Genomic DNA, 14999 nt, shown 5'->3' with positions numbered 1-14999 from the left:
CCGGAGGGCGGGGCAGACGGTGTCTGGTGCGTGCGATCGCAAGGCGGAGGGTCGTCCTCGTAGTGGGCCTACTCGGACGAGCCCGACAACGTAGCGAGCGTGCGTGCCAGGCGCCGTGTGCCAGGCGGGACTTTGCGGACACGCCCTAGGGTGTGGGCCGTGACGACAGAACGCTTTGCACTGGGTGGGGACCTGCCCGTCGCCAGGATCGGCTACGGCGCGATGAAGCTGACCGGCTGGCCGCGGGGCGACCGGCCCGACCGGGAGACGGCACTCGCCGTGCTGCGCCGGGCCGTGGAGCTCGGGGTGAACCACATCGACACCTCGCACTACTACGCGCGTGACGGGGTGGCGGCCAACGAACTGATCCGGGAGGCGCTGCACCCCTACCCGGACGACCTGGTCGTCGTGACCAAGGTGGGCGCCCTGGTCGAGGGCTCCGACCTGGCCCTGCCCGCCGCGGAGAAGACCGGACTGACCCCCGACAACCTGCGCCGCGGCGTCGAGGCGAACCTGCGCACGCTCGGCGTGGACCGCCTGGACGTGGTGAACCTCCGGATGGGCGACCTCGACCGGACGGGGACGCCCCTGGCCGGGCCGCTGGAGACCCTCCTCGCGCTGCGGGAGGAGGGCCTGATCCGCCATCTCGGCGTCTCCAACGTCACCGCCGCGGAATTCGCCGAGGCGCGCAGGATCGCGCCGATCGCCTGCGTGCAGAACCTCTACAACCTCGCCCGGCGCGACGACGACCCGATCGTCGACGCCTGCGCGCAGGCCGGGATCGCCTTCGTCCCGTTCTTCCCGGTCGGCGGCTTCGAGCCGGTCACGGCCGAGCACCTGGACACCGTCGCCGCCCGCCACGGTGTGACGGCGCCGCAGGTGGCCCTGGCCTGGCTGCTCCAGCGCTCGCCGAACATCCTGCTCATCCCCGGCACGGGCTCGCCGGCCCACCTGGAGCAGAACGTCGCCGCCGGCGCGCTGGAGCTGAGCGCGCAGGACCTCGCCGAACTCGGCTGAGCACCGGGGCGCCCGGCGGGGAGTGCCGCTTGGTGCGGGCGCCCCGCTCCGGCGTTCCGGGACGGCGCGGCGGCGGGGTGTCAGGGCGCCGGCTCCGCGAGGGGGACCGGGCGGCCCTCGGCCCGTGAGCGGGCCGCCGCGTCGGCGACGGCGAGGGCGGCACGGGCGTCCTGCGCGGTGCAGGGGCTGGGGCGGGTGCCCGCGACGACTTCGGTGAAGGCGGTCAGCTCGGCGCGGTAGGCGTCGCGGAAGCGCTCCATGAAGCCCGGGTAGGGGGTGCCGTCGGGCCAGCGGGCGCCCTCGGCGGAAGCGAGCGGGCTGTCGCCGGTCAGCCCGGCGACCAGGGTCCCCTTGGAGCCGCACACCTCCAGGCGCACGTCGTAGCCCGCGCCGTTGTAGCGGGTCGCGGTGCAGGTGGCCAGGGTGCCGTCGTCCAGGGTGAGGACGGTGACGCCGGTGTCGACGTCGCCGGCCGCCGCGAAGAAGTCGTCGCCGCGGTTGCTGCCGGTCGCGTAGACCTCGGTGACCTCGCGGCCGGTGACCCACCGGATGATGTCGTAGTCGTGCACGGCGCAGTCGCGGAAGATGCCGCCGGAGCCGGGGATGTAGCCCGCGTGCGGGGGCGTGGGGTCGGAGGTGCAGGCACGCAGGGTGTGCGTCCAGCCCAGCCGCCCGCTCGCGACGGCTTCGCGCAGGGTCTGGTAGCCGGTGTCGAAGCGGCGCTGGAAGCCGATGTGCAGCGGCACCCCGGAGCCCTCCACGGCCGCGAGGACCGCGTCGGTCTCCGCCAGGGACGAGGCGACGGGCTTCTCGCAGAAGGCGGGGAGCCCCGCGTGCTGTGCTGCGAGGATCAGCTCCGCGTGCGAGGCGGTGGGCGTGGTGATGACGACGCCGTCCAGGCCGGCGCCGAGCAGCCCGTCCAGGTCGCCCGCGACGGTGCCGCCGATGCGTTCGGCGGTGGCGCGGGCGGAGTCGGCGTTCGCGTCGTACACCACGACACCGTCGACGGACGGGAGGCCGGCGAGGGTCGCGGCGTGGAACGCGCCGATGCGGCCGGTGCCGATGAGTCCTATGCGCATGTGCGGGAGCCTTTCGTGAGGAGCGTCCCAGGGCGTCCAAGGGCTTTCTATCCGGCGGTGGACGCTCAGGGCAAGTATTTGTTAAGACATACGGACGTACGGAGATAATGCGCGAGTGCGTCATACTGACGTTCGTTCGCAGCAGCCCGGGAGGGTGACGTGGAGTCGTTCGCGAAACTGATCACGATTGATCGCAGCAGCCCTGTTCCGCTGTACTTCCAGTTCGCCCAGCAACTGCAGAAGCTGATCGAGACCGGTGTGCTGCCGCCCGGGACCCGGCTGAGCAACGAGGTGGCCCTGGCCGACCAGTTCGGTCTGTCCCGGCCGACCATGCGCCAGGCCATGCAGCACCTGGTCGACAAGGGGCTGCTGGCCCGCAAGCGCGGGGTGGGCACCCAGGTGGTCACCAACCGCATACGACGGCAGGTCGAGTTCACCAGCCTCTACGACGACCTGGAGCGCGAGGAGCGGCGGCCGCGAACGGAGGTGCTGTCCCTCGGCACCCTCCCGGCCGGCGCCGAGGTCGCCGCGGCGCTGCGGCTGGACGAGGGCACCGAGGTGCTCGCGCTGGAGCGGCTGCGGTTCGCCGACGACGAGCCGATCGCGCTCATGCGCAACCACCTGCCCGCCAGCCTGATCGAGCTGAGCTCCCAGACGCTGGCCGAGGCGGGGCTCTACCAGCTCCTGCGCCGGTCGGGGATCGGGCTGAGCACCGCCCGGCAGACCATCGGGGCGCGGCGGGCCACCGCCGCGGAGGCCCAGCTGCTCGGCGAGAGCCGCGGGGCCACACTGCTGACCATGGCCCGTACCGCCTACGACGGGTCGGGCGAGCCGGTCGAGTACGGCGTCCACGTCTACCGGGCGTCGCGGTACTCGTTCGAGATGACCGTGGCCGCGCACTGACCGCACGGTCCGGCCCCGCGCGCCGGACGCCCGCCCGGACGGGCGGCCGTCCACCGCCGGCGTCCGGACGGAGGCCTTGCGGATGACGACGCGGCGGATCCCGCACCGACCCGAGGAGAACACCGCGACATGGGCCAGCTGACCCGTCCCACCGCCCTGCTGCTGGACTTCGGGGGAGTGGTGGTGTCCACCACCAGCCGGCCGACGTGGGCGCAGGACCTGGCCGCCGAACTGCACGCCTCGCTCACCGCGGCCGGCTGCGCCGACCTGACCGCCCAGCACATCGAGGCCGACCTGACGGCGGGTGCCACCGCCGAATCGCACTGGAAGAACGCGATGAGCCGCCCCGCGGCCCCCGTGGAGATGACCTACGGGCGCTTCTGGACCGAGTTCGTCGCCGCCGACTGGCCGCCGACCGCGCTGGCCTGGGTGGCCGCCCACGCCGGGCCGCTGTGCCACCGGATGGGCGAGCTCAAGCAGGAGCGCGCCACCCGCGACGGTATGACGGAACTCCTCGACAGCTGCGACGAGCTGGGCATCCCGGTCGCGATCGTGTCCAACGCGCTGGCCGGCTCCGTGCACCGCGACTACATGGCCGCGCACGGCCTGGACAGGCGGGTGGCGCTGCAGGTCTACAGCGACGAGGTCGCCGTCCGCAAACCCAACCCCGAGATGATCCGGATCGCCGCGCGCGCCCTCGGCGCCGATCCGGGCGCCTGCTGGTACGTCGGTGACAACTTCGACCGCGACGTGCTGTGCGGGCGGCGCGCCAAGGCCGGCGGGACCATCCTCATGGAGGCCCGCGGGACGTACGACCGGCCCTACGTCGTCCAGGCCGAGCCCGACGCGGTCGTCGCCGACCCGTACGGGCTGCGCGACCTGCTGCTCGGCGCGCAGCCGCCCGCGGCCGGATGAGCCGCCGGAACGTCCACGGCCCCCGCGCGCCCCGGCCCGGTGGGGCCCTGCCGGAGCTGCCCGGCAGCGGCGCGCAGGCCGAACTGGTACCGCGCCTGCCGGAACGGGAAGGGATACCGCAGGCGGCCCTGCCGGAGGAGGAGAAGGGGGCCGGGCGGTACGGGCGTGCGTGGAGCCCGAAGGCAGGTGTGGTCACTACGACAGAATGTCCTGACAAACGCTGGACACGCCGGTGTGGGAGAGGGCACGCTCAAGGCACGTGAGCGGGGCGCCCGCCCGGCCCACGACTCGAACAGGCGGAAACGACAAGGGGGCTTGGAATGCCGATCACGTGGGCCCGCACCGGGCGGACCGCTGAGGGAGGCCTGCTGTGACCGCACCCCTTGCCCGGCGCGTGGCAGGGGCGCCCATATCCTGGGGCGTCTGCGAGGTCCCCGGCTGGGGCCACCAGCTGGAGCCGGAGCTGGTCCTGCGCCAGATGCGCGAGGCCGGGCTGGCGGCGACCGAGTTCGGCCCCGACGGCTTCCTCCCCGACGCACCGCACGACAAGGCGGCCGTCCTGGCCGCGCACGGCCTGCGGGCGGTCGGCCAGTTCGTGCCGGTCGTGCTGCACGACCCGGGGCACGACCCCCTCCCGGAGGTCCGTGCGGCCGTCGCCGGCCTCGTCGCCGCCGGCGCGGGCACCGTCGTCCTCGCCGCCGCGACCGGCGCGGACGGCTACGACACCCGTCCCGAACTCGACGCGGCGGGCTGGTCGGTCCTGCTCGCCAATCTCGACCGGGTCTCCGCCGTCGCGGCCGCCGGCGGTCTGGTGGCGACGCTGCACCCGCACGTCGGCACCATGATCGAGTCGGGTGAGGAGACCCAGCGCGTCCTGGACGGCTCGGGCATCGGCCTCTGCCTGGACACCGGCCACCTGCTCATCGGCGGCGGCGACCCCGTCGCGGTCGCCGCCCGCAGCCCGGAGCGCGTCGCGCACGTCCACCTCAAGGACGTCCGCGCGGATCTCGCCGCGCAGGTGCGCGCCGGCCGTTCCCCGTACGCCGAGGCCGTCGCCAAGGGCATGTACGTGCCGCTCGGCGCCGGGGACGTGGACGTCGCCGCGATCGTCGGGTCGCTGGAGGCCGCCGGTTACGACGGCTGGTACGTCCTGGAGCAGGACACCGTCCTCACCGGACCGCCCGCCGGGGGCAGCGGCCCGCTCGACGACGTACGGGCCTCGGCCGCCCACCTGCTGTCGCTCGGCGGCGGCACCGAGGAGGGCTGACCCTTGGCCCACGACCTCGTCACCATCGGGCGGACCGGCGTCGACCTCTACCCGCTCGACCACGGCGTCGGGCTGGAGGAGGTGCGCACGTTCGAGAAGTTCCTCGGCGGCAGCGCCACGAACGTCGCCGTCGCGGCGGCGCGCCACGGCCGCAGCGCCGCGCTGATCAGCCGGGTCGGCCGCGACCCCTTCGGCCGCTACGTCCGGCAGGAGGCCGCGCGGCTGGGGGTGGACGTCACGCACGTCACGCCGATCACCGCACCGGACGGCCCGCCCACCCCCGTCACCTTCTGCGAGGTCTTCCCGCCCGACGACTTCCCGCTGTACTTCTACCGGTATTCCGCCGCGCCCGACCTGATGATCGAGCCCGCCGCACTGCCGCTCGACGACATCCGGCAGGCGGCCGTCTTCTGGGCCACCGTCACCGGCCTGTCCGCCGAGCCCAGCAGGGCCGCGCACTTCGCGGCCTGGCGGGCCCGCGGGCGGCGCGGCACCACGGTCCTCGACCTCGACTACCGGCCGATGTTCTGGGACGGTCCGCAGGAGGCCCGGCAGCAGGTGGAACGGGCCCTGGAGCACGTCACCGCCGCGGTGGGCAACCGCGAGGAGTGCGAGGTCGCGGTGGGCGAGACCGAACCGGGGCGGGCGGCCGACGCGCTGCTCGACCGCGGCCTGGAACTCGCCGTCGTCAAGCAGGGCCCCAAGGGCGTGCTCGCGGCCACCCGTGAGGAGCGGGTCGAGGTGGGACCCTTTCCCGTCGAGGTCGTCAACGGGCTGGGGGCCGGTGACGCGTTCGGCGGAGCACTCGTGCACGGACTGCTCAGCGGCTGGCCGCTGCGCCGCGTGATCGAGTTCGCCAACGCGGCGGGCGCCATCGTCGCCTCCCGCCTCGCCTGCTCCACCGCCATGCCCACCAGCGCCGAGGTCGAGTCCGTCCTCACCTCGGCGCCACCGGTCCACTCCGAAGGGACCCCCTGATGCACGCCGCCCACCTGACGGAGATCCGGGCCCGCGACCCCGAGGCCGTCGGCCGGTCCTGGCAGAAGCGCTCCCGCCGGCCGCTGGTCCGGGGCGACGGACGGCTGCTCGTCGTCGCGGCCGACCACCCCGCCCGCGGCGCGCTCGGCGTCCGCGAGGACGGCGGCGCCATGGCCGACCGGGCCGCCCTGCTGGAGCGGCTGGCCACCGCGCTGTCCCGGCCCGGCGTCGACGGCGTGCTCGGTACACCGGACCTGCTCGACGACCTCGCCCTCATGGGAGCGCTGGAGGACCGGGTCGCGATCGGCTCGATGAACCGCGGCGGGCTCCAGGGCGCCGCCTTCGAGTTCGACGACCGCTTCACCGCCTACACGCCCGCGGCGATCGCCGCCCAGGGCCTGGAGGGAGGCAAGGCGCTCGCCCGGATATGCCTCGACGACCCGGGCACCGTGGCCACCATGGAGGCGACCGCGGCAGCCGTCAACGGCCTGGCCGCGCACGGCCTCATGGCCATGGTCGAGCCGTTCCTGAGCGTCCGTGAGGAGGGACGGGTGCGCAATCTCCTGGATCCCGGCAGCGTCGTGAAGTCGATCCACATCGCGAGCGCGCTGGGCGCGACGAGCGCCCACACCTGGCTCAAGCTGCCCGTCGTCGACGACCTCGAACGCGTCCTCGCGGCCACCACGCTGCCGACCCTGCTGCTCGGCGGGGACCCCCAGGGCGACCCGCACGACACCTACGCGTCGTGGGAGGCGGCCATGTCCCTCCCCGCGGTGCGCGGGCTGGTGGTCGGGCGCACTTTGCTCTACCCCCCCGACGGGGATGTCGCGGCCGCCGTGGACATCGCGGCCGAACTCGTCCACGGGAGCCCGCGATGAGCGGCGACGCGCGCTGGGTACGGCCCCGCGGCAGCTCCGCGGACGCGAACTGGGAAGTCTCCGTCAACGTTTCCGGCCAGGACTGGCGGCACACCACCCTGCGGGTCGCCGACCTCGCCGCGGGGGAGAGCCGCACGCTGCGGGCGGGGGAGTGGGAGCACGTCGTCGTACCGCTGTCCGGCGGCGTGCACGTCACCGCCGTCACGGCGGACGGCGGCACCCACGCGGTGGACCTCGCCGGAAGGGCCGGCGTCTTCGCCGGGCCCACCGACACCGCGTACGTGCCCGCGGGCGCGCGGATCACCCTGCGGGCCGAGCGCGGCGCCGCCCGAGTCGCCCTCGCCGGCGGCCTCGTCCCGGGGGGCGGCACGGGCTCGCCGGGCGGCCACCGCTTCCGCCGCCTGGCCGCGGACGAGGTGCCCGTCGAACGCCGGGGCGCGGGCACCGCCTCCCGGCAGGTGCGCAACTTCGGCGTCCCCGGCGTGCTGGACGCCGACGCGCTCATCGCCTGCGAGGTCGTCACCCCGGCGGGCAACTGGAGCTCCTGGCCGCCGCACAAGCACGACACCGAGCGCCCCGGGGAGGAGACCGCACTGGAGGAGATCTACTACTTCGAGACCCGGTCCACCGGCCCCCGCGGCACCGATCCCGTCGGGTACCAGCGGGTGTACGCCTCGGACGGCGGCCGCCCGATCGACGTGCTGGCCGAGGTGCGCACCGGCGACGTCGTCCTCGTCCCGTACGGCTGGCACGGGCCGTCGATCGCGGCGCCGGACGCCGACCTGTACTACCTCAACGTCATGGCCGGCCCCGGCCCGCAGCGCGCCTGGCTCATCTGCGACGACCCCGCCCACGCCTGGGTCCGCGACACCTGGGCGGGCCGGCCCTTCGACGCCCGGCTCGCCCCGCCCGGAGCGCTCCCCACGATCCCCCCGACCCCAGGAGGTGCGGCATGAACACGGCCCGGCCGGCGGACCCGCGGCCCACGACGGTACGGCTGACGGTGGCGCAGGCGACGGTGCGTTTCCTCGCCGCCCAGTGGTCCGAGCGCGACGGCGAGCACCGCCGCTTCTTCGCCGGCGTCCTCGGCATCTTCGGCCACGGCAACGTCGCCGGCGTCGGCCAGGCGCTGTTCCAGGCCGAGCAGGACGGCGACGGCCACCCGGACCTGCCGTACGTCCTCGCCCGCAACGAGCAGGCGATGGTGCACACCGCCGTCGGCTACGCCCGGCAGCGGGACCGGCGGGAGACCTGGGCCTGCACCGCCTCGGTGGGCCCCGGCTCGACGAACATGCTGACCGGTGCCGCGCTCGCCACGATCAACCGCGTCCCCGTCCTGCTGCTGCCGTCCGACACGTTCGCCACCCGGGTGTCCGCACCGGTGCTCCAGGAGCTGGAGCAGCCCGGTGCCGCGGACGTCACCGTCAACGACGCCTTCCGCCCGCTGTCCCGGTTCTTCGACCGTGTGACGCGGCCCGAGCAGCTGCCCGCCGCGCTGCTGGGGGCGATGCGCGTGCTCACCGACCCCGCGGAGACGGGGGCGGCGACGATCGCCCTGCCGCAGGACGTCCAGGCCGAGGCCCACGACTGGCCCGCGGAGCTGTTCGCGCCGCGCACCTGGCACATCGCCCGGCCCCCGGCCGAGGCCGCGCGGATCGCCGCGGCGGCCGCCGTGATCCGCTCCGCCCGGCGGCCGCTGGCCGTCGTGGGCGGCGGGGTCCACTACTCCGGCGCGGAGGACGCGCTGCGCGCCTTCGCCGAGGCCACCGGCATCCCGGTCGGCGAGACGCAGGCCGGCAAGGGCTCGCTGCCGCACGGCCACCCCCGCGCGATGGGCGGCATCGGCGCGACGGGCACCACGGCGGCGAACGCCCTGGCCCGCGACGCCGACGTCGTGATCGGGATCGGCACCCGGTGGTCGGACTTCACCACCGCCTCGCGGACGGCCTTCCAGGAGCGGGGGGTCCGCTTCGTCAACGTCAACGTCGCGAACCTCGACGCGGGCAAGCACGCCGGCCTGTCCGTGGTCGCCGACGCCCGCGAGGCACTCACCGCCCTCACCGGGGCCCTGCGCGGCCACCGCGTGGCGGACGCGTACGAGGAGGAGCAGGCGGCCCTGTGGCAGGCGTGGGACCGCGAGGTCGAGGCCGCCTACAACCCGCCCGGCTCCGTCACCGCGAAGCTGCCCGACGGTGTGCTCACCCAGGGCACGGTCCTCGGCTGCGTCAACGAGCTGACCGACCCGCGGGACGTCGTCCTGTGCGCGGCCGGGTCGATGCCCGGGGACCTCCACAAGCTCTGGCGGGTCCGCGACCGCAAGGCCTACCACGTCGAGTACGGCTACTCCTGCATGGGCTACGAGATCCCCGCCGCCCTCGGCGTCCGGCTCGCCGACGACACGCGGGACGTCTTCGCCATGGTCGGCGACGGCGGCTACCTGATGATGCCGGCGGAACTGTCCACCGCGGTCCAGGAGCGCATCAAGATCGTCGTGGTGCTCGTGCAGAACAACGGCTTCCACTCGATCGGCTCGCTCTCGCAGTCGCTCGGCTCCCAGCGGTACGGCACGTCCTACCGCTACCGGTCCGCCGCCGGGCGGCTCGACGGGCCCCCTCTGCCGACCGACCTCGCCGCCAACGCCCGCAGCCTGGGCGCCCACGTCATCGAGGTGCACTCGCGCGCGGAGCTGGAGGCGGCCGTCGCGGAGGCGAAGGCCTGGCCGTCCGACGGCGGCCCGGTCGTCATCCACGTCGAGACCGACCCGCTCGTCCACGCCCCCGGCAGCGACAGCTGGTGGGACGTGCCCGTCAGCGAGGTCTCGACGCTGGCGACGACACAGGACGCCCGCGCGGACTACACCCGCCACAAGGCCGCCCAGCGCCCGCTGCTGGACCCCGCGCTCCGGCCGGAGCACGGCCCGGCGGACGAGGGCGGCACGGCCGGCCCGAACGGAAGGAAGCAGCCTTGACCGCGACACCGAAGGAGCCCGTCGTGAGCACGCCGGCCCGGATCACCCACTTCATCGACGGCAAGCCCTGGCATGGCCCGGCCGGGCGCACCGGCCCCGTCCACAACCCGGCCACCGGAGAGCAGACCGGCACCGTCGACCTCGCCCCGGCCGAAGTGGTCTCGGCCGCCGTCCGTTCGGCCCGTACCGCGTGGCGGGAGTGGAGCGGCCTCTCCCTGGCCCGGCGCTCGCAGGTGCTCTTCGCGTTCCGGGAGCTGCTCAACGCCCGCAGGCACGAGGTCGCGGCCCTCGTCACCGCCGAGCACGGCAAGGTCCTCTCCGACGCGCTGGGCGAGGTGACCCGCGGCCTGGAGGTGGCGGAGTTCGCGTGCGGGATCCCGCACCTGCTCAAGGGCGGCTACACGGAGAACGCCGCCACCGGGGTCGACGTCCACTCCGTCCGCCAGAGCCTCGGTGTCGTCGCGGTGATCTCCCCCTTCAACTTCCCCGCCATGGTGCCGATGTGGTTCGTCCCCCTCGCACTGGCCTGCGGCAACGCCGTCGTGCTCAAGCCGAGCGAGAAGGACCCGAGCGCGGCCCTGGCCCTCGCGGCGCTGTGGAAGGAGGCCGGCCTGCCCGACGGTGTGCTCCAGGTGGTCAACGGCGACAAGGAGGCGGTCGACACCCTGCTGACCCACGAGGACGTCAGGGCCGTCTCGTTCGTCGGCTCCACACCGGTCGCGCGGTACGTCTACGAGACCGCGACCGCCCACGGCAAGCGCGTGCAGGCCCTCGGAGGCGCCAAGAACCACATGCTCGTGCTGCCCGACGCCGATCTCGACCTCGCCGCGGACGCGGCCGTCAACGCCGGATTCGGCTCCGCCGGCGAGCGGTGCATGGCCGTCTCGGCGCTCGTCGCCGTCGAGCCGGTCGCCGACGACCTCGTGGCCCGCATCGCCGCCCGGATGGCGAAGCTGCGCGTCGGGGACGGCACGCGCGGCTGCGACATGGGCCCCCTCGTGACCCGGCAGCACCGGGACAAGGTCGCCTCCTACCTCGACGCGGGAGTCGCGGCCGGCGCGGCCCTCGTCGTGGACGGCCGCGACACCGCCGTCGACGCCGACGGCGAGGGCTTCTTCCTCGGGCCGACGCTCTTCGACCGCGTCGAGCCGCACATGTCCCTGTACACCGACGAGATCTTCGGCCCGGTGCTCTCCGTGCTGCGCGTGCGGTCCTACGACGAGGGCCTGGCGCTGGTCAACGCCAACCCGTACGGCAACGGCACGGCGATCTTCACCAACGACGGCGGCGCGGCCCGCCGGTTCCAGAACGAGGTGGAGGTCGGCATGGTCGGCGTCAACGTGCCCATCCCCGTCCCCGTCTCCCACTACTCCTTCGGCGGCTGGAAGCAGAGCCTCTTCGGCGACACCCACGCGCACGGCACCGAAGGCGTCCACTTCTTCACCCGCGGCAAGGTCGTCACCTCCCGCTGGGCGGATCCCTCCCACGGCGGCCTGAACCTCGGCTTCCCGCAGAACGACTGACGCCGCTGCGGGGGCACCCGCCGCGACCGGGGGCGCGGGTGCCCCCGGCGTACGTCAGGGTTCCGGCGCGGTCAGGTAGCGCTGGAGCGTGGGTCCGAGCCAGTCGACGATCTCCTCGCGGCTGAGCGCCACGCTCGCCGGGAACCTCAGCACGTAGCGCGTCAGCGCGAGCCCCAGCACGGTCGAGGCGCACAGGGCCGCCCGGGCCGGCGCCTGGTCCGGCTCGGGGCACACCCGGCGGGCCAGCGGGATCAGCTGGTCGCGCAGCACGGCCTGCATGCGTTCGGCGGCGGCCGGGTCGGTGGCCCCGACCCGTATGAGCGCGGTGAGCTCCCCGTTCTCCTCCCACAGGTGGAGGAAGTGGCGCACCATGGTGCGGCCGATCTCCTCGCGCGGTTCGACGGGCAGGCCGGGCAGTCCGGGATCGATGGCGACGGCCGCCGCGAACAGGCCCGCCTTGTTGCCGTAGTAGCGCATCACCATCGACGGGTCGATCTCCGCGTCCCGTGCGATGGCCCGGATGGTCGCCCTCTCGTAGCCCTCCGCGGCGAACCGCTCGCGGGCCGCGGCCAGGATCGCCGCGCGGGTGGCGTCGGACCGCCGTCCGGCCTGCTGGTTGTCCGTACTCCCGGTCACGCCAACGATCGTAGGCCAACACGTGTTGACAGTCCAGGGCGCCGGGTTCCCGGACGACGTCCGGTCGTACCCGCACCTCTTCGAGCCGATCGACGGAGGACACGGGACCGGCCGGCCGCCGCACACCCGGAAGGAGCGGAGACCGGCCGGTCCCGTGCCGACGTCAGCCGATCGCCAGCGCCGTCACCGATCCGTGCCCGCCGGTCACACCGTAACGCTGGTAGTCCCCGGTGCAGTTGGTGCTGGAGGCGTAGGCGTCGACCGAGGCGCCCCCCCACCACCAGTTGGCGGCCAGGGTGTCCCAGCCGGGGGTGGCCCAGCACTGGGACACCCAGATGTCGTCCTGGTTGAAGCCCATGATCCTGATCGAGTTGATGCGGTGGTTGTTGTCGTAGACCTCGACCTGCTGCGTCGCGGTCGTGGACACGCGGGGATTGTTCGTCACCGCGTACCAGTCCCCGGAGACGTTCGGCGAGATGTAGACGTGCGACTCCCCGACGATGTCGCTCCCGTCGCAGCCGCCCACCGGGTAGGAGTACACGTCGACGTTGCCGGTCCACCACCAGCCGGACAGTTCGTTCTTGAAGTACGGGGTGTTCCAGCAGTGCGAGACGCGTGAGCCGTACTGGTTGGAGCCGACCACCAGGACGGAGTAGGCGTTGTTGGCGTTGTCGAGGAGCAGGATCTGCCGGTTCCCGCCCCCCGCGTACGCCGTCCCCTGGAGCATCGGGAGTCCGAGGACGGCCAGGGCGGAACAGAAGAGAACCGCAAGCTTCTTGCGCAGTGTCACCGATTCTCCCACTCGGGTTTCAGTTCGCGGGCCCGTGAGGATTCTCCCCGCGTGACCGTTGCGACGACCGCCACCGTAGCCAGCGGCGTACCGCGGAAGGTGTGCCCTGCGTGCAGGGTTCCTTGACGGAGCGTGCGCCGCGGAGCCGGGGGCCGGCCCGCCGGCGCCGGAGCACGATGGCCCCCCGAGCGTCCTGATTCGGTAACGGCGTCCCCGCTGGTGGGATGTGTCCCTACTCTGGGCGATCTGCCGGGCAAGGGGGCCCGGTCACGAACCAGGGGAAACGCATGCACTCCACCCGTACCACCGCCGCCGTGCTGGCCGTCTGCGGCGCCGCCGCCCTCGCGCTGGCCGCCGCGCCCGCGCAGGCCGCGTCCGGCTCGGTCCACCTGTACAAGATCTACTACAACAGCCCCGGCACGGACACCCGGTCGGCTTCGAGCCTGAACGCCGAGTACGTGCAGATAAAGAACACCACCACCAGGAACGTGTCGCTCAGGGGCTGGAGCGTCACCGACGCCTCCGCCCACAAGTACACCTTCCCCGCCTTCACGCTCGGCGCCGGCAAGACGGTCACGATACACACGGGCAAGGGCACCAACACCGCCGCCAACAGGTACTGGGGCAGCGGCAACTACATCTGGAACAACGACAGGGACACCGCCACCCTCAAGAACTTCGTGGGAACGAGGATCGGCGCCTGCTCCTACAACAGCACCAGCTCCAGCTACAAGATCTGCTGACCGGCACCCGCAGGCCCCGCCACCTCGCGGGGCCTGCCCGGACGCCGGGCCGTGCCGGGCCCGCCGTTCTTCCCCCGCCGCCCGCGGAGCGCGTTCCCGGCCCTGTGCCTCGACCGGGGGCGGGTGATTCCACTGAGCACGCCGGCGGTCGAAGGGCCCTGCTGGTTCCGTGTCGAGCCACGCTCGACGTCCCGCACGAGCTCGCCGGGCCCCACGCGCGCGGGGCGCGTCAGGGCGGTCCACGGAAGGTGAGTCAGGCACTCCAGCCGTGGATCGCGGTCTTCACGGCAACAGCGGCCGGCCGACGGTGAGGGCAGTCCCGTACTCGGGCTCGAGGCCGGCGTCGCCGGGCCGACGGGCGGAGTGGCATCCGCGTGCCCCCCGTTCCGGTGCCGACGCCTGCGGCCCGGAAGCGGGGTTGTGCAAGGATGAGGCCAGTGTCGATGGTGATATTGAAGCTCCTTCTCGCGCCGGCGCTCGTCGTCCTGTCGTCCCTGGCCGGCCGGCGCTGGGGGCCCTCTTTGGCCGGCACACTGGTCGCTCTGCCGATCGTGGCCGGACCCATCCTCGCCATCATCTGCCTGGAGCACGGCCGGGCGTTTGCCGCACGGGCCGCTTCGGCCTCGCTGCTGGGCCTGGTCTCGCTCGCCCTGTTCGCGGTCGTCTTCGCCCTGCTGTCCAGGGCGTCCCGCACCGGCCACTGGGCCGCCACGCTGGCGCTTGCCTGGCTCGTCTGCCTGATCGCGGATCTCGGGCTCTCACGCTTTTCGGTCACGCCCGTCGTCGCGTTGGGCCTGTCCTTCGTCGCGACAGCCTGCGGCGCGAAGATCCTCGCGCGCGGGGAGAGTGAGACCGAGGCAGGCCCACTGCGGCTGACGCCGCCCCCGTGGTGGGACCTGCCGGCACGAGCTGCGGCCACAGCGGTGCTCGTCACCGCGGTGACCACGGCGGCGGCGCACCTCGGCCCCGGCCTGACCGGTGTGCTTGCGCCTTTCCCTATCGGCACCAGCGTGGTGGCCACCTTCTCCCTGGCCCAGGGCGGAGCAGGCCTCGCCACGGCGACACTGCGTGGCGTGCTCCGGGGCCTGTGGGGCTTCGCCGCCTTCTGCTTCCTGGTGGCCGTCCTCGCCGAACCACTCGGTGGCGGCCCCGCCTTCGGGACCGCCGTGGTGGGCACAGTTGCTCTCCAGGCCGTCATCGGCCGCGTCGAGGCGGTGACCACAGCGCGCCGGCTTCTTGCTTCCCAGGCGGCCCGGCTCCAGCCGTAGCCCGGTGATCGCGCAAGGCGGACAGCGGAGGCGA

At 73.8% G+C, this 14999-nt stretch carries 14 protein-coding genes; 11 read left to right on the top strand and 3 right to left on the bottom strand.

Annotated features, from left to right (window positions below; translation table 11 throughout):
- Positions 1–159: 159 nt before the first annotated feature.
- Complete coding sequence (locus ACH4SE_RS00480) at positions 160–1017, top strand: oxidoreductase (RefSeq protein WP_398541036.1); 858 nt, start codon at positions 160–162, stop codon at positions 1015–1017.
- Between the two features lie 80 nt (positions 1018–1097).
- Here the strand turns inward: ACH4SE_RS00480 and ACH4SE_RS00475 are convergent, their stop codons facing one another.
- Positions 1098–2096, bottom strand: a complete 999-nt coding sequence (locus ACH4SE_RS00475) for a Gfo/Idh/MocA family oxidoreductase (protein WP_398541035.1) — start codon at positions 2094–2096, stop codon at positions 1098–1100.
- Positions 2097–2255: 159 nt separating this feature from the next.
- Between ACH4SE_RS00475 and ACH4SE_RS00470 the strand changes: the two genes are divergently transcribed.
- The 8 genes from ACH4SE_RS00470 (at position 2256) to ACH4SE_RS00435 (ending at position 11528) form a co-directional block, all read left to right on the top strand.
- Entirely contained in the window at positions 2256–2999 is a 744-nt protein-coding gene (locus tag ACH4SE_RS00470) for a GntR family transcriptional regulator (protein WP_398541034.1), read from the top strand.
- 129 nt (positions 3000–3128) lie between these two features.
- Positions 3129–3914 carry an HAD family hydrolase gene (locus tag ACH4SE_RS00465; RefSeq protein ID WP_398541033.1) on the top strand — a complete coding sequence of 262 codons (786 nt, stop codon included), beginning with the start codon at positions 3129–3131 and terminating at the stop codon, positions 3912–3914.
- Positions 3915–4284: 370 nt separating this feature from the next.
- Positions 4285–5181: a TIM barrel protein gene (locus ACH4SE_RS00460; RefSeq protein WP_398541032.1), complete on the top strand. Its 897-nt coding sequence runs from the start codon at positions 4285–4287 to the stop codon at positions 5179–5181.
- 3 nt (positions 5182–5184) lie between these two features.
- Positions 5185–6159 carry a 5-dehydro-2-deoxygluconokinase gene (gene iolC, locus ACH4SE_RS00455; RefSeq protein ID WP_398541031.1) on the top strand — a complete coding sequence of 325 codons (975 nt, stop codon included), beginning with the start codon at positions 5185–5187 and terminating at the stop codon, positions 6157–6159.
- Positions 6159–7037, top strand: coding sequence for a deoxyribose-phosphate aldolase (locus tag ACH4SE_RS00450; protein ID WP_398541030.1), 879 nt, complete (start codon positions 6159–6161; stop codon positions 7035–7037). The genes iolC and ACH4SE_RS00450 overlap by 1 nt, the downstream gene beginning before the upstream one ends.
- Entirely contained in the window at positions 7034–7993 is a 960-nt protein-coding gene (gene iolB, locus ACH4SE_RS00445) for a 5-deoxy-glucuronate isomerase (RefSeq protein ID WP_398541029.1), read from the top strand. Before ACH4SE_RS00450 ends, iolB begins: the two co-directional genes overlap by 4 nt.
- Positions 7990–10005, top strand: coding sequence for a 3D-(3,5/4)-trihydroxycyclohexane-1,2-dione acylhydrolase (decyclizing) (iolD, locus tag ACH4SE_RS00440; RefSeq protein ID WP_398541028.1), 2016 nt, complete (start codon positions 7990–7992; stop codon positions 10003–10005). Before iolB ends, iolD begins: the two co-directional genes overlap by 4 nt.
- 23 nt (positions 10006–10028) lie before the next feature.
- Positions 10029–11528: a CoA-acylating methylmalonate-semialdehyde dehydrogenase gene (locus ACH4SE_RS00435; protein ID WP_398541027.1), complete on the top strand. Its 1500-nt coding sequence runs from the start codon at positions 10029–10031 to the stop codon at positions 11526–11528.
- Positions 11529–11582: 54 nt separating this feature from the next.
- On the opposite strand, the gene ACH4SE_RS00430 is transcribed toward ACH4SE_RS00435, so the two are convergent.
- Complete coding sequence (locus tag ACH4SE_RS00430) at positions 11583–12164, bottom strand: TetR family transcriptional regulator (protein ID WP_398541026.1); 582 nt, start codon at positions 12162–12164, stop codon at positions 11583–11585.
- A 163-nt stretch (positions 12165–12327) separates the two neighbouring features.
- Positions 12328–12954, bottom strand: a complete 627-nt coding sequence (locus ACH4SE_RS00425) for a hypothetical protein (protein ID WP_398541025.1) — start codon at positions 12952–12954, stop codon at positions 12328–12330.
- A 287-nt stretch (positions 12955–13241) separates the two neighbouring features.
- Here ACH4SE_RS00425 and ACH4SE_RS00420 point away from each other — a divergent pair, with 287 nt between their 5' ends.
- Positions 13242–13697, top strand: coding sequence for a lamin tail domain-containing protein (locus tag ACH4SE_RS00420; protein ID WP_398541024.1), 456 nt, complete (start codon positions 13242–13244; stop codon positions 13695–13697).
- Between the two features lie 437 nt (positions 13698–14134).
- Complete coding sequence (locus ACH4SE_RS00415; RefSeq protein ID WP_398541023.1) at positions 14135–14965, top strand: hypothetical protein; 831 nt, start codon at positions 14135–14137, stop codon at positions 14963–14965.
- Positions 14966–14999 lie beyond the last annotated feature (34 nt).

The organism is Streptomyces sp. NPDC020983, from assembly GCF_044333485.1.
Taxonomy (GTDB): Bacteria; Actinomycetota; Actinomycetes; order Streptomycetales; family Streptomycetaceae; genus Actinacidiphila.
The sequence above is the reverse complement of the archived record's forward strand: the minus strand, read 5'-3'. Positions and strand labels throughout refer to the sequence as shown.